General features: G+C 70.5%; 13 protein-coding genes. 9 read left to right on the forward strand and 4 right to left on the reverse strand.

Translation table 11 applies throughout. From position 1 onward, the window contains the following. Positions 1-69: 69 nt before the first annotated feature. Complete coding sequence (gene tnpA, locus ACZ5MC_RS08480) at positions 70-501, forward strand: IS200/IS605 family transposase (RefSeq protein ID WP_306600627.1); 432 nt, start codon at positions 70-72, stop codon at positions 499-501. Positions 502-611: 110 nt separating this feature from the next. Here tnpA and ACZ5MC_RS08485 read toward each other — a convergent pair whose 3' ends face one another. The 3 genes from ACZ5MC_RS08485 to ACZ5MC_RS08495 form a co-directional block, all read right to left on the reverse strand. After that, positions 612-1,643, reverse strand: a complete 1,032-nt coding sequence (locus tag ACZ5MC_RS08485; RefSeq protein ID WP_464517515.1) for a metallophosphoesterase — start codon at positions 1,641-1,643, stop codon at positions 612-614. Positions 1,644-1,646: 3 nt separating this feature from the next. After that, a complete protein-coding gene (locus ACZ5MC_RS08490) occupies positions 1,647-3,992 on the reverse strand; it encodes an ATP-dependent DNA helicase (protein WP_464517516.1) in 2,346 nt (781 codons plus the stop codon). 102 nt (positions 3,993-4,094) lie between these two features. Then, the gene (locus ACZ5MC_RS08495; protein WP_464517517.1) at positions 4,095-5,063 is read right to left on the reverse strand and encodes a sensor domain-containing protein; all 969 of its coding nucleotides are present in this window, start codon (positions 5,061-5,063) and stop codon (positions 4,095-4,097) included. A 156-nt stretch (positions 5,064-5,219) separates the two neighbouring features. On the opposite strand from ACZ5MC_RS08495, the gene ACZ5MC_RS08500 reads away from it, so the two are divergent. The 8 genes from ACZ5MC_RS08500 to ACZ5MC_RS08535 all read left to right on the forward strand — a co-directional run bounded on the left by ACZ5MC_RS08500 (position 5,220) and on the right by ACZ5MC_RS08535 (position 17,974). Beyond that, the gene (locus tag ACZ5MC_RS08500) at positions 5,220-6,128 is read left to right on the forward strand and encodes a nucleotide-binding protein (RefSeq protein WP_464517518.1); all 909 of its coding nucleotides are present in this window, start codon (positions 5,220-5,222) and stop codon (positions 6,126-6,128) included. Continuing rightward, positions 6,125-6,649 carry a helix-turn-helix domain-containing protein gene (locus ACZ5MC_RS08505; protein ID WP_306599897.1) on the forward strand — a complete coding sequence of 175 codons (525 nt, stop codon included), beginning with the start codon at positions 6,125-6,127 and terminating at the stop codon, positions 6,647-6,649. Before ACZ5MC_RS08500 ends, ACZ5MC_RS08505 begins: the two co-directional genes overlap by 4 nt. Positions 6,650-6,673: 24 nt before the next feature. After that, positions 6,674-9,412 (forward strand): serine/threonine-protein kinase, encoded by a 2,739-nt coding sequence (locus ACZ5MC_RS08510; protein ID WP_306599898.1) that lies wholly within the window; start codon positions 6,674-6,676, stop codon positions 9,410-9,412. Positions 9,413-9,470: 58 nt separating this feature from the next. After that, positions 9,471-11,882, forward strand: coding sequence for a PAS domain S-box protein (locus ACZ5MC_RS08515; RefSeq protein WP_464517519.1), 2,412 nt, complete (start codon positions 9,471-9,473; stop codon positions 11,880-11,882). Positions 11,883-11,901: 19 nt separating this feature from the next. Then, positions 11,902-12,468, forward strand: coding sequence for an HD domain-containing protein (locus ACZ5MC_RS08520; protein WP_464517520.1), 567 nt, complete (start codon positions 11,902-11,904; stop codon positions 12,466-12,468). A gap of 68 nt (positions 12,469-12,536) precedes the next feature. Continuing rightward, on the forward strand, positions 12,537-15,566 hold the full coding sequence (locus ACZ5MC_RS08525) for an MASE1 domain-containing protein (RefSeq protein ID WP_464517521.1): 3,030 nt from the start codon (positions 12,537-12,539) through the stop codon (positions 15,564-15,566). 9 nt (positions 15,567-15,575) lie between these two features. Beyond that, complete coding sequence (locus ACZ5MC_RS08530; RefSeq protein WP_306599902.1) at positions 15,576-15,935, forward strand: response regulator; 360 nt, start codon at positions 15,576-15,578, stop codon at positions 15,933-15,935. A 23-nt stretch (positions 15,936-15,958) separates the two neighbouring features. After that, positions 15,959-17,974, forward strand: a complete 2,016-nt coding sequence (locus ACZ5MC_RS08535) for a response regulator (RefSeq protein WP_464517522.1) — start codon at positions 15,959-15,961, stop codon at positions 17,972-17,974. On the opposite strand, the gene ACZ5MC_RS08540 is transcribed toward ACZ5MC_RS08535, so the two are convergent. Beyond that, complete coding sequence (locus ACZ5MC_RS08540) at positions 17,931-18,308, reverse strand: hypothetical protein (protein ID WP_306599904.1); 378 nt, start codon at positions 18,306-18,308, stop codon at positions 17,931-17,933. The two genes, ACZ5MC_RS08535 and ACZ5MC_RS08540, sit on opposite strands and share 44 nt — an antisense overlap. Between the last annotated feature and the right edge of the window lie 13 nt (positions 18,309-18,321).

Raw genomic sequence — 18,321 nt, forward strand, 5'->3', positions numbered from 1 at the left:
TGACATTTCAGGGAGTCCATCCTGGAATCTCCGATTGTGAGCCGCCAAGCACACGAAAGGAGGTCCAAGATGGACTCGTCGGAAAGTCTAAGCCACTCCCGGTGGGAGTGTAAGTACCACGTGGTGTTTATCCCAAAATGTCGAAGAAAGACGCTCTACGAGAAGTTACGACCACATCTGGGTGAGGTGTTCCGGCAACTGGCCGCGCAGAAGGAATGCCGGATCGAGGAGGGGCACCTCATGGCCGATCACGTCCATATTCTGATTTCGATTCCGCCAAAGTATGCCGTGGCGCAGGTGATCGGGTTCATCAAGGGTAAGAGCGCGATTCACCTCGCCCGCGTGTATGGGGAGAGGAAGCGCAACTTTGTAGGCCAGAACTTCTGGGCGCGCGGCTACTTCGTATCGACAGTGGGCCGAGATGAGACGGTCGTGCGCGAATACATCCGAAAACAGGAAAAGGAGGACGAGCGATTTGAGCAACTGTCCCTGTTTCGCTGACCAGGCACCTCCAAGGTGCCCATCCTATGATTCGGGGCCGCGTTAGCGACCCCGACCAGCCGCTTTGAGCGGCTCACGTTTTAAACCCCCCGGCTCTGCCGGGGGATGTCTTAGTCCAGCGGCAGCCGCGTCCCGTCGGCCAGCCCCCGCCACCGCTTGCCGTCCGTCTGGAGCCAGAGCTCGCCAGGCCGCCCCTCGCTCAGGCCGGCGTCGATGAGGTAGACCTGCCCGGGACGGATGGCCGTCACCTGCTTGACGGTCGTGTGGCCCACCACCACGGTCCGGGCCTGGTAGGGGCGGAGGCTGGCCTCCACCACCGCCGCCGGGTCCAGGGGATCCATGACCATGCCGCGGTACCACAAGGGGCCGGCGCCCCCCAGGAGGGTCTTCTTGATGGCCGGAAGGGCGTCCCTGGCCGCGGCGTTCACGGCTTCCAGGGTCGGGAAGGCCTCCGCCAGGTGGGGCGACACGCCGCCGTGCACGAAGAGCACGTCGCCCAGGCGCACCATGACCGGGTGGGAGCGCACCCAGCGGCCGGCCTCGGTGTCCGGGCCCAGGAGGTAGGGGGCGGTCAGGGGCAGGGCGCGGTACTTGGCGTTCAGGTACCGGATATCCCCTTTCATGTTCATCACCTCATGGTTGCCCAGGAGCATGTGGACCCTGCCGCCGGCGTCCCGGGCCTGCCGCTCCAGGGAGCGCAGGAGCCAGAAGATCTCGGTCACCTGGGCACCCCGGTCCACGGTGTCGCCCAGGACCAGCAGGTGGCCCTTGCCGAAGGCCCAGGTGAGGTCCTTGGCGAGGATGCCCTGGTTCACCAGGAGGGTGGTCATGGCGGCGTAGTTGCCGTGGATGTCGCTGATGGCGGCGATCTTCGCGGGCAGGGGGAAGACGGCGGGCTGCTGGGGGGCCGGTTCCGGATCCAGCTGGAGGGGCGGCAGGCCGTCCAGGGCCAGCAGGCCGCTCGCGGGGAGGGGGGTCTCCTCGGGCTTGCCCTGGCGCCACCGGAGCACCCGGGCCTTGCGGCCCTCCCACACGACGTGCGGGCCGTCGTCCACCTGGGCCGAGGCCGCCAGGAGCGGCGGGGCCTGGGCCTGGAGCGGGGCCAGGAGGAGGATGGCGAGGAACGGGGCGAAAAGGCGCATACCTCAGGATGGCACAGTCCAGAAGTCCGCGATGTCCCCCAGGATCGATGCGGACACCAGCTCGGCGGGGGACTCCCGGAACCAGCCCTCGGGGAAACAGGCGGCATAGTCGGCCTCCAGGAACCGGCCGTCCAGGAACACCAGGAGGCCGCGGTCCTCGGGGGTGCGGATCACCCGCCCCGCGGCCTGCACGGCCTTGGCGGCCGCGGGGTAGGTGTAGGCGTAGGCCTGGCCGCAGCCGTAGGCCGCCTGGAAGTAGGCCCGCACGCGGTCCCGCTCCAGGTCGAAGGGGGGCAGGGGGGGGCCGGCCACCACGCACCCGATCAGGGCCTCCCCGGGCAGGTCGATGCCCTCGGAGAGGGAGCCGCCCTGCACGGCCAGCACCACGGTGCCGGTGCCGGCGCGCAGGGCCTGGACCAGTTCGGCGATGCGGGCGGCGCCGGCCCTGCGGGGCTGGGCGAGCACCTGGAAGCCGGGCAGGTCCAGGTGGGGCAGGGTCTTCTCCAGCATCTCGAAGCTCGGGAAGAAGACGAAGTAGTTGCCGGGGCGCAGGGGCAGGACGCGGCCCAGGAAGTGGGCGATGCGGGGCACCTCCCGGTCCCGCAGCCGGTACAGGGTGGAGATCTGCGGCACCACGAGGATCTTGCGGTTCGCGGGCGGGAAGGGCGAGGGGATCTCGGCCTCCACGACGTCCAGGGAGGCCAGGCCCGCCAGGCGCCGGTGGTAGAGGAAGGGCTTGAGGGTGGCCGAGAAGAGCACGGCGGAATGGAACCCGGCCATGCGCTCCTGCAGGTGGGCCGAGGCGTCGGCGCAGGTGATCTGGAGGCGCCCGGGGGGGACCCAGGTGACGATGTGGGGCGCGGCCAGGATGCGCAGCACGGCGCAGAAGGCCCCCCAGGCCCGCTGCAGCTCCACCAGCGGATGGGAGGGGCGCAGCTCCACGCCCCGCGCCGCGGTCTCGGCGACGAGCCGGGTGATGCGGAACTCCTCCCCCAGGAAGGGCTGGGGATCCAGCTCCACGACGCGGTGGTCGCCCTCCTGGGCCTGCAGGAGCGCCACGCAGCGCCTGATCTGGGCGGTGAGCCGGGTGCGCAGCGCGCGGTCCCTGGGCACGGTGCGCCGCTTGCGCAGCTCCTCCAGGAAGGCGATCTCCAGGGCGGGGCTGAACCAGTCCGCGGCGCGCACCGGCAGGTTGTGGGCCTCGTCCACCAGCACGACGTTGCGCGCGGCCTCCTCGGGGGAACCGAAGAACCGCACCAGGGTGGCATTGGGAGCGAAGGCGTAGTTGTAGTCCCCGATGACCACGTCGGCGCTCCGCGCGGCGTCCAGGGAGAGTTCGAAGGGGCAGAGCAGGTGCTCGTCCGCGGCGGCCTTCACGGCCGCGGCGTCGGCGCAGCCCGAGGCCATGAGCGCGTCCACGGCGCCCGAGGCCTTGAGGCGGTCGAAGTAGAGGTCCGCCCGGGGGCACACCTCGGGCCGGCAGTCCACCTCGGCCTGGGGGCAGACCTTCTCCTTGGCCTTGATGGTCACCGAGCGCACCGGGTGGCCGCTGGCGCGGATGCGCCGCACGCAGTCCTCGGCCACCTCGTGCTGGCTGTTGCGGGGCGTGCAGTAGAAGACCCGCAGATCGTCGGCCAGGGCCCGGGCCAGGGCGGGGAAGAGCACCGCGGCGGTCTTGCCCAGGCCCGTGGGGGCCTGCAGGAGCATGCGCCGGCCCGAGGCCAGGGTGGAGGCCACCAGCTCCACCAGCCGGGCCTGCCCGGGCCGGGGTTCCGGGAAGGGGAAGGCGAGGCTCCCGGCCAGCTCCCGGCGCTCCGCGCGCCGGGCCTGGGCCCGGTCCCAGGCCGCGTGCAGGTCCCGGAGCCGCGTCTCCACCCAGGCCGAGAAGGCCCCGGGGTCGAAGGGCAGCTCCACCAGGGTCTCGCTCTCGTCCAGGAGGCTGATGACCCGGATGCGGCAGAGGGGGACCTCCCCCGCGTCCTTCCAGACGATCCATGCGTACATGAGCGCCTGAAGGGCGAAGGGGTGCTCCGCGTCCAGCTCCGCGAGAACGGCCCCGGGGCGGAAGCTGGTCTTGATCTCCTCCACCACCGGCGGGCTGGAGCCCAAAAGCACGTCCACCCGGCCCCGCACCAGCACCTCGAAGCCCTCGTGGGCCAGCGCGGCCTGCACGGCCACCTCCGGCCGGGTCCGGGCGTCCTCCTGCACCAGGCGCTTCTGCACCCGCGCGTGGAGCCGCGCCCCCAGGGCCATGGGGTCCTCCTCGGCGGGCAGGGAGCGCCTGGCGTCCAGGCTTCCCGAAGGCTCCAGGGGGGCGACGAACTCGCGAACGGAAAGACCCAGGCTCATCGTTCGATTCTAGAAGGTGTCAAAAAGGAAAGCCCTCATGATTTCCGGGCCTGGGTCCGGGACAGGAGCCGAGGTTCGCCGGGAAAGGATTGCTGATTCCCCTCAGGCCGGCGGCAGCCCCAGGTTGCGGGAGGGGAAGCAGTAGCCGCCCCTGCCGTCGGCCTTGACCTTGTAGAGCGCGCTGTCGGCCGCCGACAGCAGGGGGTCCGTGTCCAGGCCGTCCAGGGGGTAGATGGCCACGCCGATGGAGATGCCCACGTTGCACTCCCCGGCCCCGATGGTGAAGGGGTTCGAGATCGCCTTGAGGATCATGCCCACGATGCGCTCCACGTCCGCCATGTCGTGGATGTCCGCCAGGAGGATGGTGAACTCGTCCCCGCCCATGCGGCTGACGGTGTCGGTCTCCCGCACGCAGCCCATGAGGCGCTGGGCCACCGCGGTCAGGAGGCTGTCGCCGGCGGCGTGGCCCCGGGTGTCGTTGACGGCCTTGAAGTCGTCCAGGTCCAGGTAGAGCACGGCGAAGGTGGTGTCCCGGCGCTTGGCCTGGGCGAGCATCTGGCCCAGGCGGTCCAGGAACAGGAACCGGTTGGGCAGGCCCGTGAGCTGGTCGTGGTGCGCCATGTGGGCCATCTGGTCCTGGAGGCGCTTGAGCTCGGTGATGTCCTCCTTCACCCCCACGAAGTGGGTGATGGTCCCGAAGTCGTCCCGGATCGGCGAGATGGAGGCCAGCTCCCACACCAGGTCGCCGCCCTTGGTGCGGTTGTGGAAGAGCCCGTGCCACTCGCGGCCTTCCTGGATCGTGTCCCACATGTTCTTGTAGAAGTCCCGGGTGAGGAACCCGCCCTTGAGGATGCGGGGGGTCTGGCCCACCGCCTCCTCCAGCGAGAAGCCCATGAGCTGCGTGAACTTGGGGTTCACGTACTGGATGACGCCCTTGGGGTCCGTGATGATGACGGAGACCGGGCTCTGCTCGATGGCCTTGATGAGGACTTTAAGTCGTTTGGCAACTTCCCGGGGTTCCTTCCAGTTGAGGAAGGGTGAGGGGCCAGCCGCTGGGTTGATAGGATCCATGAGCCTTCCAGTGTTATTTCCTAGAATATGTCAACAAACCCAACCCACTATATAAAAATCTCAATACGATCCGTTCTGGCAATAGGGTCATTCGCCCGCCTAACCTTACTGGTCCGATTCTGTTAGGGTGGACTCGGATGTTTCTATAGGGCTTTCATGCTGATTTGGGCAGTGGGGGGAGGCAAGGGCGGCACGGGCAAGAGCCTCGTGTCCAACGGCCTCGCCATCCGGCTCGCGGAGCGCTCCCGGCGGGTGGTCCTGGTGGACGCCGACTTCGGCGGCGCCAACCAGCACACCTACTGCGGCCTGCGGAACCCCCCGGCGAACCTGGGCCGGTTCCTGGACGGCAAGGCCACCCTGGAGGAGCTGGCCCTGGACACCCGGGTCCCCGGCCTCCAGCTGGTGCCGGGCAACCTCAACTCCGCCAACACCGATGGCATGAATTCGGCCCAGAAGCAGAAGTTCTTCCGGCACCTCCGGCGCCTGGAGGCGGACCACGTGATCCTGGACCTGGGGGCGGGCACCCAGTACGACACCCTGGACGCCTTCCTCCTGGCCGACGTGAAGGTGGCCGTCATCACCCCCGAGCCGCTCTCCATCGAGAACTTCTACCTCTTCGTGAAGAACCTCCAGTTCCGGCTGCTCAGCGGGGTCCTGACCGAAGCCCGCCTGCGCGACCCCGCCCGGGCCATCTGGAAGGATCGCGCCGCCCACGGCATCGTCACCGTCCAGGATCTGGCCCGGCACCTCTCGGGCCTCTCGGAGACCTTCAAGGAGGCCTACGGACGCGAGCACGCGAGGCTGGCGCTCCACCTGGTGCTCAACGAGGTGCGCGAGTTCCGGCAGGTGGACCAGGGGCGCGCCGCCCGCAGCGCCGTGGTCAAGTTCTTCCAGGTGCCCACGGAGCTCGCGGGATTCATCCACCACGACAAGGACCTGTGGAACCAGTTCGGGCAGGGATCCACCCTGGTGCTCAAGGGCGCCTCCTTCGCCCTGCGCAACGACCTGGAATCGATCCTGGACGGGATCCTGAAGACCCGGGCCCGCGGGGAGGCGACGCCATGACCGGATCCGGGGCCATGGGGGAGGCGCGCTGCCGCGAGCTCCTGGAAGTGGACGCCGGCGCCGGCCTGGACGAGATCCGCCGCGCCCACACGTTCCTCAAGGGGCTCTATTCCGGCTCGGGACTGCCCTCCATGGACGAGTTCGGCCCGGCGGCCCAGGCCCGGGTCCTGGCCGAGGTGGAGGCCGCCTACGCCGAGCTCTGCGGCATCCTGGACGCGCCCCATCCCCCGCCGCGGCCGCTGCCCGCCCCGGCGCGGGAGCCGGACCGGATCCTGGACGGTCCCGCCCTGAAGCGCACCCGCGAGGCCGCGGGCGTCACCCTGGACCGCATGGCGGCCGAGACCAACGTCCGCCTCGCCTACCTGGAGGCCCTGGAGGAGGAGCGGTTCCGGGACCTGCCCTCGGCCGCGGTGATCGTGCGGGGCTACCTCACCGCCTACCTCGCCGCCCTGGGCCTGGGCGCCGGGGCCACGGTCGCCGACTACGCCCTTCGCTTCCAGCGCTGGCAGGGCAAGGCATAGTAAGCTGATCGGCAGGAGCCCCGAATGACCCTGGAAGCCGGCGCCCTCCTCGGGCCCTACGTGATCCTGTCCCAGATCGGCATGGGCGGCATGGGCGTCGTGTACAAGGCGAAGGACTCCAAGCTGGACCGCCTCGTGGCCATCAAGGTCCTGCCGCCCTCCATGGCCGACGACCCGGTCCGGGTGGCGCGGTTCGAGCGGGAGGCCAAGGCCGTCGCGGCCCTCTCCCACCCCAACGTCATGGGCATCTTCGATTTCGGCCGCCAGGACGGCATCTGCTACGCGGCGATGGAGCTGCTGGAGGGCGAGAACCTGCGGGAGCGCCTGAGGCCCGGGGCCCTGGCGCCCCGCAAGGCCCTGGACATCGCCTCCCAGGTGGCCCTGGGGCTGGCGGCGGCCCACGACAAGGGGATCCTCCACCGGGACATCAAGCCCGAGAACATCTTCCTGTGCAAGGACGGGCAGGTGAAGCTCCTGGACTTCGGGCTGGCCAAGCCCATGCCCCGCTGGACCCCGGCCCCGGGGCCGCTGGACGAGACCCTCACCGCCTCGGCTCCGCCCTCCGCCACCGCGGTGGCCCAGGCGCCCTTTCCGGCCCCGGAACCCTCCGGCCCGGGCACCCAGGCCGGCATGGTGGTGGGCACCCTGGGCTACATGAGCCCCGAGCAGGTGCGGGGCGAGGACCTGGACGCCCGCAGCGACATCTTCAGCTTCGGGGTCCTGCTCTACGAGCTTCTCAGCGGCCAGCGCGCCTTCCGGCGGGACACGGCGGCCCTGACCTTCGAGGCCATCCTCAACCAGGACCCCCCCGACCTCAAGGGCTCCCGGGGCCCCTTCTCCCCCGTCCTGGAGAGCATCGTGGCCCACTGCCTGGAAAAGCGCCCCGAGGCGCGGTTCCAGTCCATGCGGGACATCGCCTTCGCCCTCCAGCATCTGGACACCATCTCGCTGGGCGGTCCCATGGCGCCCCACAAGCCCCGCCGGAAGGTGCCCGCCTGGGCCTTCGGGGCCGTGGCGGCCCTGGCCCTGGCGGCGGCCGTCCTGCGCCCGGCGCCCGCCGCGCCCGCGCCGGTCTTCCACCGGGTGAACACCGCCCCGGGCACCCTGGAATCGGCCTTCTTCGGGCCCGACGGCACGACCATCTTCTACTCCGCCCGCGTCCAGGGCGGCGCGCCCGGCCTCTTCGCGCTCTATCCCGGCACCGAGGGCCCCAAGGCCCTGGGCATCTCCGACGCCCTGCTCCTGGGCGTCTCGAGCCAGGGCGAGCTGGCCCTCCTGCGCAACCCGGTGCGCCGTTTCGGGGGCCGCTTCAGCGGGCTCCTGGCCCAGGCCCCGGGCGGGGGCGGCAGCGTCAAGGACATCCTGGAGGACGTCAGCGACGCCGCCTGGGACGGCCAGAGCATGGCCCTCCTGGCCATGGACGACAAGGGCGTCATCCGCGTGGAGTTCCCCTCGGGGCGCACGGTCTTCACGGAGGACGGAGGCGCCACGGGCATCAAGTGCCTGCGCCTGGCCCCCGGCGGGGGACGCCTGGCCGTCATCCACAGCGACAGCAACCGCGGCGTGTCCGAGATCGGCGTGTTCGACCGCAAGGGGGGCCTGAAGGTGCTCTTCACCAAGGCCGGGGACTCCCTGGCCCAGACCCTGACGGGGATGGCCTGGGGCCCGTCGGGGGAGCTGTGGTTCACGGAATGGGAAGGGGACCAGACCTCCCTGTGGGCCCTCTCCTCCCGCGGCGCCAGGCGCCTGGTCTGGCGCGGCGAGGGGGCCAAGCAGCTGATGGACGTCTCGCCCCAGGGGCGGGCCCTCCTCGCCAGCCAGCGGGTGCGCCGGGGCGTCTTCGTGCAGCAGGGCGGCGCCACCCGGGAGATCTCCATCCTGGAGGGCACCCAGGCCGCGGGCCTGAGCGCCGACGGGCGCACCCTGCTGCTGCTGGAGTCCCCCGCGCTGGACGGCGGAACCTCCCGGGACCAGGCCTACGTGTACCGCCTGGACGAGGCCTCCCCCGTGAAGCTGGCCCGGGGCAACCCCATGACCCTGGCCCCCGACGGCTCCTCGCTGCAGCTCTCCATCGACTTCCTGGGGGCCGGGGACCTGGACCGCGGGGCCGCCGCGGCCTTCCAGCAGGCCGGCCTCACCCCCGGGGCCGTCAAGGACGCCCAGGGCAACCCGGTGGGCTACTTCTTCTTCATGCCCACGGGCGCCGGGAGGTCCCAGGTGCTGCCCATGCCCAAGCGGTTCCAGGGCCTGGGCACCGCCTACCAGCGCGGGGCCGAGCTGGTCTTCCAGGGGCAGGAGAAGGACCGGATGGGCTGGTACAGCTGGGTCCCCGGCAAGGGGGAGCCGCGGCTCTTCACTCCCGAGGGGCTGGGCGCCATGGTGGCCGGCCTCACGCCGCTCTCCCCCGACGGCAGCCGCTTCATCGCCACGGGCAACGCGAAAGAATGGTTCATCGTGCCCGTGCACGGGGACGCGGCGCCCCAGCCCATCCGGGGACTGGCCAAGGGCGAGCGGGTCGTGGGCTGGACGGGCGACGGCCGGGGCATCCACGTCCGCAGCGAACTGGCCGCCCTGCCCGTGGTCCTGCGGCGCCTGGACCCCGTCACCGGCGCCGGCACGGTGGTGCGCAGCTTCTCGCCGCCGGACCCCGCCGGCCACCTGCAGATCCGGAGCGTGTTCATGACGCCGGACGCCCGGACGGTTGCCTACACCTATGACCGCAAGCTCAGCGAACTGTTCGAGGTGGATGGCCTTTCCCGGTAGGGCATAATGAGTCACCCAACAGCCCGTCGATCCTGAAGCACCCCAGGCGAGGAGACCCATGTATCCCATTGGGCCACAAGCATTGGTATCCGGCCCCGGGAGCCTGCCCCTCGACTATTCGCTCATCCTGGATGCCCTGCCCGATGCCGTCTTCGTCCACGACGCGGTCACCGGCCAGATCCTGGAAGTGAACCAGGCCGGCCTGGAGATGTTCGGGTACACCGCCGAGGCCCTGGCCCGGCTGGACCTGGAACTGCTCAGCGCCAGCGCCGAGGGCTATACCCTGGCGGTGGCCCAGGTCCGGATCCGGGAATCCAGCGCCCGGGGAAGCGTGGAGTTCCCCTGGCGCTCCCGCCGGGCCGACGGCTCCCTCTTTTGGAGCGAAGTGCGGCTCACCCGGGCCGGCGGCCGCGTGATCGCCGTGGTGCGGGACGTCACCTCCGCGGCCCAGGCCGAGGAGGCCCTGAAGCTGGCCGAAGACAAGTTCGAGCGGATCTTCCGGTCGAACCCCTCCAGCATCATCCTGGCGAGGTACCCCGGCGGCGAAGTGGAGGAGGTCAACGACACCATGCTCCGGCTCACGGGCTACACCCGGGAGGAGTTGGCCGGGCGCTCGGTTGCGGGCTTCTGGGTGTCCCCGGAGGCCCGGAAGACGTACCTCGAGCAGCTGCGGGCCGCGGGCCGGGTGGAGGGCATGGAGGCCCTCTTCCGCACCAAGGCCGGAGTCGTGATGGTGGGCCGGGTCTCGGGCGACCTCCTCGAGCTGGACGGCGGCCTCCGGATCCTCACCGTGATCGAGGACATCACCGCCCGGAAGGCCGACGAGGAGGCCCTGACCCGGGCTTCGCGGCTCTACGCGGCCCTGAGCCAGGTGAACCAGTCCATCGTCCGGGTCCAGTCCCCGGAGGAGCTCTTCCGGTGCATCTGCCGGGACCTGGTGGTGGGCGGCGGCTTCTGGGGGGCGTGGATCGCGGCGCCCGAGCCGGAGACCGGCCGGTTCAAGCCCCTGGCCTTCCACGGGGGCCCCGAGGGCTGGGTGGAGTCCCTGGTGGTCTACGCCACCGACGACCGGCCCGAGGGCCGGGGCACCATGGGCCGGGCCTTCCGGGAGGGGAGCCCCGTCCTCGCCTACGACTTCACCGAGGACCCGCGCACCGCGCCCTGGCGGGACACCGGAAGATCCCTGGGGTTCAAGGCCGCGGGTTCCTTCCCCCTGCGCAGGGGCGACGGGACGGTCTTCGGCGTCCTGGCCATCTACGCGGAGGAGGCGGGGTTCTTCGGCCCCCAGGAGATCGCCCTCCTCGAGGAGGTCTGCCAGGACCTCACGTACGCCCTGGAGGACATGGACAAGGAGGAGCGCCGCAAGCGCGCCGAAGCCGAGCAGCGCGACCTCGAGCTGCGCCTTCAGCAATCCCAGAAGCTCGAGAGCCTGGGCAACCTCGCCGGCGGCGTCGCCCACGACCTGAACAACGTCCTGGGCGCCATCCTGGGCCTGGCCTCGCTCGAGATGGAGCGGGACCCGGGGAACCGGTCCATGGAGACCATCCGCCAGGCCTGCGTGCGCGGGCGCGGAGTGGTCCAGGGCCTGCTGTGCTTCGCCCGGCGGGACCTGGGGGAGATCCTGCCGGTGGATCTCAACCGGCAGGTGGAGGAGGTCGTCGGCCTCCTGAGCCGGACCACGCTCCAGAGGGTCCGGTTCGTCACCGAGCTCGCCCCGGACCTGCGCGCCGTGGAAGGCGACCCCGGCGCCCTGAACCACGCCGTCATGAACATCTGCGTCAACAGCGTGGACGCGATGCCCCAGGGCGGGACCATCACCCTGCGCACCGCCAACGGCCCCGGCGGCGAGGTGCTGCTGGACGTGGAGGACACCGGCGCGGGCATGACCGAGGAGGTCGTCCTGCGCGCCACGGAGCCGTTCTTCTCCACCAAGCCCGCCGGCAAGGGCACGGGCCTGGGCCTGGCCATGGTCTACGGCACCGTGCAGGCCCACAGGGGCACCCTCTCCATCGCCAGCCGCCCCGGGGAGGGCACGCAGGTGCGCCGGGCCTTCCCGGGTTCCGAGGCCCGGCCCGTGGAACCCGCGCCGGTGCGCGAGGGTCCCGCGGTGCGCGGCCTGGAGATCCTGGTGGTGGACGACGACGAACTCCTGCGCGAGTCCGTGACCGACGTGCTGCACTGGCAGGGCCACCAGGTGACGTGCGCGGACAGCGGCGCGGGGGCCCTGGAGGCGCTGGCCGGCCCCGCGGCCTTCGACCTGGTGATCCTCGACCTGAACATGCCCGGCATGACCGGCAACGAGGCCCTGCCGCGGATCCTGGAGCTCAGGCCCGGCCAGAAGGTCCTGGTGTCCTCGGGCTACGTGGACGCCGCCGCCCGGGCCATGGTGGAGGGCCGGCCCTCGGTGGGGCTCCTGCACAAGCCCTTCTCCGTCCAGGAACTGGCCCGGAAGATCCGCGAACTGGCCTAGAATTGGCGTGGAGGACCGCATGCTGACGCGCGAAGAGGCCTGGACCCTGGTTTGCGAGTGGACGCCCTCGGAGCGCCTGCGCATCCACGCGCGGGGCGTGGAGCTGGTGATGGAGGACCTGGCCCGGCGCCTGGGGGAGGACCCGCGGCCCTTCGCCCTGGCCGGCCTGCTCCACGACGCCGACTACGACCGCTGGCCCGGGGAGCACCCCGCGCGCGTGGTCGCGTGGCTGGAGGAGCGTTCCGAACCCGCCCTGGCCCGGGCCGTGGCCGCCCACGCCTGGGAGCGCACCGGCATCCGCCCCGAGGACCTCCTGGAGCGCGCCCTGGTGGCCTCGGACGAGGTCACCGGCTTCGTCACCGCCTGCGCCCTGGTGCGTCCCCAGCGCACGGAGGGTCTCGAGCCCAAAAGCATCCGCAAGAAGATGAAGACCCCCGCCTTCGCGGCGGGGGTGAACCGGGAGGAGATGATCGAAGGGTTCCGGAGGCTGTCCGAACTCGTCGGAGGGACCGAGGACGAGCACTTCCAGCGCGTGGTGGACGTCCTGCACGCCAACGCGGAGGAGCTGGGGCTGCTGCCCCAGTGAACGCTGCGGCCGGGAGCCCTTCCGGGGTATAAAGGAACAAAGCATCCCTTCAACCCCGGCGGCCACTCATGAAGCCCCACTGGCACTTCCCTTGGAAACGCCTTCCCGTCCGCCACCTGGCGGGCCTCGCGGCGGCCTATTCCGTCCTGGCCGCCCTCGGGCTCGCCCTGGCGGTGCCGGGCTCCAACGCCACGGCCGTGTGGATTCCCACGGGCCTGGCCATCGCCGCCTGCCTGCGGTACGGCCCCGGCATCTGGCCGGCCGTCCTCCTCGGGGCCTTCCTGGCCAACGCGCTGGTCCTCGCCCGCCTCGGCCTGCCCCCCGTCAACCTGGCGGCCGCCTCCCTGGCCACGGCCCTGGGCAACGCCGCGGAGGCCCTCCTGGCCGGGTATCTCATCGAGCGGTTCACGGGCACCCGCCATCCCTTCAACCGGGTGGCCCACGTCCTCCAGTTCATCCTGGGCGGGGCGGTCGTGGCGACCTTCGCCAGCGCCCTGGTGGGGACCCTGGCGTTCTGCTCGGCGACGGGCCGCTGGCACCTCTTCCAGGCCGTGGGCGCCTCGTGGTGGCTGGGCGATGCCGCCGGCGCCCTGGTCCTGACGCCCATGCTGCTGACGTTCCGGAGGCGGCAGCTGGCCGCCCTGCCCCGGAAGGTCCACCGGGATGCGCTGCTGGCCGCCGGTTTGATCCTCGTCTTCTGGTTCGGGGTCTGCCCCTTCCTTCCGCCCCTCGCCTTCTTCTTCTTTCCGCTGCTGGTCCTGAGCACCTCCCGGCTCGGTCCCTTCCATGCGTCGGCCCTGGTCGCCCTGCTGGCCCTCCTCGCCACCACCTCCACCGTGCTCGGCGCGGGCCCCTTCCTGCTTCCCGGCCCCTTGAACGGGTCCCTCCTCCTGCAGCAGGGCTTCATCTGCACGCTGGCCATCACCACCCTCGTGCTGGGTTCCGCGCTGCAGGAACGGGAGCGCCTCGAGGACCGGCTGCGCCTCCAGAACCGGCTCTACCGGACCCTGTCCGAGGTGAACCAGGCGATCGTCCATTCCGAGGACCGCCCCACGCTGCTGCGGGAAGCCAGCCGCCTCCTGGTGGAAATGGGCGGCTTCCAGATGGCCTGGCTGGGGTTCAAGGACGAAGCCACGGGGTGCCTGGTCCCGGGGGCCTCCTTCGGCCACCTGGGCGGCCTCGCCCTCCCGGACAACGAAACCCTCGCCGGCCAGGCCGTGGTCTTTCCGGCCTGCCTGAACGATCCGGCCTTCGCCCCCTGGCGGGCCCGGGCCCTGACCCTGGGCTACCAGGCCCAGTGCGCCTTTCCGATCCTCCAGGCCGGGAAGGCGGTGGGCGCCCTCATGGCCTGCTACGGGGAGCCGGACCTCCTCGGCACCGAAGAAGGCCGGCTCCTGGGCGAGCTGGCGGGGGACATGGGCTACGCGCTGGCGGCCATGGAGACCCGCATGGACCTGGCCGAATCCGAGCGCCGGTTCCGGGCGACCCTGGAAACGGTGAAGCTCGTGGCCGTGTCCCTGGACGCCCAGGCCACCATCACCTTCTGCAACGACCACCTGCTCCAGCTGACGGGCCGGTCCCGGGAGGAGGTCCTGGGCCGCAACTGGTTCGACATGTTCGTGCCCCCGGAGGACCGCCCGCGGGTCGAGGCGGCCCTCGACGCGTCCATGAACAAGGGGGAGATCCAGGTCCACAACGAGAACGAGATCCTCACCCGCGGCGGCGGGCGCCGGCTCATCCGGTGGAACAACACGGTCCTCCGGGACCGGGCCGGAGCCATCATCGGCACCATCGGCCTGGGCGAGGACATCACGGACCAGAAGCTGGCGGAGGCGGCCCTCCTCCGGCGGGCCGCCCAGCTTTCGGCCATGAACGAGCTGGGCAACCGCCTCACGACGACCCTGGACGTTGCCGCCTGCTCCCAGGCCGCCCTGCTGGGAACCCTTTCCGCCACGGGATCGGACCTTGCGGCGCTCTACCTCCAGGAGGGCGCGGAGCTCCGGCTCCTGGACAGCGTCCGGGCACCTGCCGGGGCCGCGCGGGACGAGGAGGGGGACCTGCGCGTCGACGCCCTGGGTCCCTTGGACGGCCGGGCCGTCTATGTTGAGGATGCGGCGGCGGACCCGCGCTTCGGGGCCCCCGGCGTGGTGTCCTTCGCGATCCTCCCCCTCAGGAAGGCGGGCCAGGACATCGGACGGCTCGTTCTGGGTTCGGGCCGGCCGCGGGCGTACGGGGCGGAGGCCACGTTTCTGGAGACCCTGGCGGGCCAGGTCTCCACGGGCCTCCAGAACGCCCTCCTCCACGAGCGCCTGAAGGCCCATGCCGCCGGACTGGAACGCAGCGTCGAGGAACGCACGGCCCTCCTGAGGGAGGCGAACGAGGACCTGGCCCTGGCCGTGGAACGGGCCCAGGCCGCCGACCGCGCCAAATCCGCCTTCCTGTCGGCCATGTCCCATGAACTGCGCACGCCGCTCAATTCGGTCATCGGATTCACGGGCGTCCTGCTGGGCGGCATGGCCGGCCCCCTGCAGGCCCAGCAGGAGGAGCCCCTGCGGATCGTGCAGCGGAACGGCCGCCACCTGCTGGACCTGATCAACGACGTCCTGGATCTCTCCAAGATCGAGGCCTCGGAAATGCGGCTGGCCGCCCAGCCCTACGACCTGGTGCAGACGCTGCGGGAGTCCATGGAGACCCTGGCGCCCGCCGCGGCGTCCAAGGGCCTGGACCTGCTCCGGGACGCCTTCCCGGAGGCGCTCCCCATGACCGGCGACCGCCGGCGGGTGTCCCAGATCTTCCTGAACCTCCTTTCGAACGCGGTGAAATTCACGGACACCGGACGCGTCACGGTCCGCATCCGCCTCCGGGAGGCCCGGGTGGATGTGGAGGTGCAGGACACCGGGCCCGGCATCGCCGCCCAGGACCTTCACCGGCTGTTCCGGGAATTCGAGCAGCTGGACGAGGGACTCGCCCGCCGCAACGAGGGCACCGGCCTGGGCCTGGCGCTCAGCAGGCGACTGGCCCGTCTCATGAACGGCGATATCCTGGCCGAAAGCGAGGCGGGCAGGGGCGCCACCTTCACGCTGTCGCTGCCGCTCTAGAGGAGAACCATGAAACGCATCCTGGTCATCGAAGACAACCCGGACAACCTCCTTCTCGTGCGGATGCTCCTGAGCCCCCTGAAGGTGCACCTGGTCGAGGCGACCGACGGGCCTTCGGGCATCGCCATCGCCCAGGCGGAGCCCTTCGATCTCATCCTCCTGGACATCCAGCTCCCGGGCATGGACGGGTACCAGGTCGTCAAGGCCCTGCGGGCCCTGCCCGGGACGGCCGGGACCCCCATCATGGCCATCACCAGCTACGCCATGGCCGGGGACCGCGAGCGGGCCCTGCTGGAAGGCTTCACGGAATACATCGAGAAGCCCATCAACCCCGAGACCTTCACGGGCACCGTCGCCTCGTTCATTTGACCCGCCATCCGGGGGAGCCGAGCATGAAGATCCTGCTGGTCGATGACATCCCTACCAACCTCAAGCTCCTGGACCTGCTCCTGGGGAGCCAGGGCCATGCCATCCGGGAGGCCGTGAACGGCCGGGAGGCGCTGGAGACGGCCCGCCGGGAACCGCCGGACCTCATCATCTCCGACATCCTGATGCCCGTGATGGACGGCTACTCCCTGTGCCGCGCCTGGATGGAGGACGCGGTCCTGGCCCGGATCCCCTTCATCTTCTACACCGCCACCTACCAGTCCGACGAGGACGAAGCCTTCGCCCTTTCCCTGGGGGCCGCCGCCTTCCTGCGCAAGCCCATGGAGCCGGACGCCTTCCTGCTCCAGGTGCAGGATGTGGTGGCGCGCACCCAGATCGGGGAAATCCGGCCGCAGGACCCCGCCCCCACCGACGAGGGCTCCTTCCTGAAGCTCTACAACGAGCGCCTGGTGCAGAAACTCGACCAGCGCTCCCAGAGCCTGGCCCGGCAGGTGGAGGAACTGCAGCAGGCCGAGGCCCGGCTCCGGCTCAGGAGCATCGCGCTGGATGCGGCCGCCAACGGCATCCTGATCATGGACCGGCAGGGTGTCATCGAATGGGCCAACCTGGCCTACCTGGAGATCACGGGCTTCGAAAGCCGCGAGATCCTCGGGTCCAGGCCCCGCTTCCTGGAATCCGGAAGCCAGGGCGCCGACGGCCAGGAGATGATGTGGACCACCCTGTCCTCCGGCCAGGTGTGGCGGGGGGAGATCCAGGACCGGCACAAGAGCGGAATGCCCAGGCTCTTCCAGACGGCCCTCTCGCCGGTGCGGGGGGACGGCGGCGCCGTCACCCATTTCATCGGCATCCTCCAGGACGTCACCGAGCAGCGGCGCATCGAGTCCGAGCTGCTCCAGTCCCAGAAGATGGAAGCCCTCGGCAGGCTGGCGGGAGGGGTCGCCCACGATTTCAACAACATGCTCAACGTCATCCTGATCAATTCCGAGATCTCGCTCGAGACCCAGGCCCTCCCGGAACCCGCCCGCAGGCGCATCCTGGAGATCAAGCACGCCGCGGAACGCTCCGCGGATCTCACCCGGCAGCTCCTGGCCTTCTCCCGCAAGCAGGCCGCACAGCCCAGGCGGCTGGACCTCAACGAGGCCGTGGAGGAGAACCGGAAGATGCTGAACCGGATGATCGAGCGGGACATCGAACTGATCCTGCACCCCGGCCCGGATCTGCGGGCGGTCTTCATCGACCCGTCCCAGGTGAGCCAGATGCTCACGAACCTGGTGGTCAATTCCCGGGACGCGCTGCCGGGCGCCGGGTCCATCAGCATCGAGACCTGCAACGTCCAGGTGGAGGACTCCTCGGCCCTGATCTTCGGGGGCCTGGCGCCCGGGAACTACGTGCAGCTGACCGTCAGCGACACGGGCTGCGGCATGGACCCCTTCACCCTCAGGCACATCTTCGAACCCTTCTTCACCACCAAGGGCGAAGGGAAGGGCACAGGCCTCGGGCTTTCGATGGTGTACGGCATCATCAAGCAGAACGGCGGGGCGGTTTCGGTCTACAGCAACCCGGGCCTGGGGACCTCCTTCAAGATCTACCTGCCGGCCTACGATCCGGAGGACGCGTTCACGGATGCGGCCGCCGAGGAATCGGTCCGCGGGGGCGACGAGACCATCCTCATCGCCGAGGACGAGAAGCCGATGCTGGACGTCATGAGGCTGGTCCTGGAGGAGAAGGGCTACAAGGTGCTCGCCGCCTCGAACCCCCTCGACACCGTCCTGCTCGCTTCCCGCCACGAGGGGCCGATCCATCTCCTGATCACGGACGTGGTCATGCCCGGAATGAACGGGAAGGAGCTCCAGCAGCGCATCCTCGAGGCCCGGACCGGTTTCAAGGTCCTCTTCATCTCCGGCTACACCGGGGATATCCTCGCCAAGCGGGGCCTGATGCGCGAGGAGACCCACTTCCTGCAGAAGCCCTTCCGGATCAAGGCTCTCCTGGGGAAGGTGCGGGAAGTGCTTGAGTCCTGAGGTCCGATCGGCGGCCGGCAAGGGGCGCCAGGCGCAGGGGCACCGCGTGGGCAGGGGACCGGGCCCCCTGGCAGTGGGCCTGCACCACCAGGGTCTGGACCTCCCCGAGAAGCGGGACCGGGATGGCGGCCTCGAAGGCGGAGGCCCCCTCGAGGGTGCGGAAGGTTTCGAACACCTTCTCCCCCTTGACCCAGCCGCGCACGGACACCGGCTGGCCCGGGGCGGCGCCGCGGACCTCCACCCGCACCACGGCGCTCGTGCCCTGGACGGCGCTGGCCGGCCCCTTGAGGACAAGGATCGGACGCGCCGCGGGGGCGGTGTCTCGCTGGGTCATGGGCGCTCCTCGG

Source organism: Mesoterricola sp. JemC181 (assembly GCF_055384585.1).

Coding starts and splice junctions, on each gene's coding strand:
- ACZ5MC_RS08515 (WP_464517519.1), top strand. CDS start 9,471: ATGTATCCCATTGGGCCACAAGCATTGGTATCCGGCCCCGGGAGCCTG.
- tnpA (WP_306600627.1), top strand. CDS start 70: ATGGACTCGTCGGAAAGTCTAAGCCACTCCCGGTGGGAGTGTAAGTAC.
- ACZ5MC_RS08490 (WP_464517516.1), bottom strand. CDS start 3,992: ATGAGCCTGGGTCTTTCCGTTCGCGAGTTCGTCGCCCCCCTGGAGCCT.
- ACZ5MC_RS08505 (WP_306599897.1), top strand. CDS start 6,125: ATGACCGGATCCGGGGCCATGGGGGAGGCGCGCTGCCGCGAGCTCCTG.
- ACZ5MC_RS08495 (WP_464517517.1), bottom strand. CDS start 5,063: ATGGATCCTATCAACCCAGCGGCTGGCCCCTCACCCTTCCTCAACTGG.
- ACZ5MC_RS08520 (WP_464517520.1), top strand. CDS start 11,902: ATGCTGACGCGCGAAGAGGCCTGGACCCTGGTTTGCGAGTGGACGCCC.
- ACZ5MC_RS08530 (WP_306599902.1), top strand. CDS start 15,576: ATGAAACGCATCCTGGTCATCGAAGACAACCCGGACAACCTCCTTCTC.
- ACZ5MC_RS08500 (WP_464517518.1), top strand. CDS start 5,220: ATGCTGATTTGGGCAGTGGGGGGAGGCAAGGGCGGCACGGGCAAGAGC.
- ACZ5MC_RS08485 (WP_464517515.1), bottom strand. CDS start 1,643: ATGCGCCTTTTCGCCCCGTTCCTCGCCATCCTCCTCCTGGCCCCGCTC.
- ACZ5MC_RS08525 (WP_464517521.1), top strand. CDS start 12,537: ATGAAGCCCCACTGGCACTTCCCTTGGAAACGCCTTCCCGTCCGCCAC.
- ACZ5MC_RS08540 (WP_306599904.1), bottom strand. CDS start 18,308: ATGACCCAGCGAGACACCGCCCCCGCGGCGCGTCCGATCCTTGTCCTC.
- ACZ5MC_RS08510 (WP_306599898.1), top strand. CDS start 6,674: ATGACCCTGGAAGCCGGCGCCCTCCTCGGGCCCTACGTGATCCTGTCC.
- ACZ5MC_RS08535 (WP_464517522.1), top strand. CDS start 15,959: ATGAAGATCCTGCTGGTCGATGACATCCCTACCAACCTCAAGCTCCTG.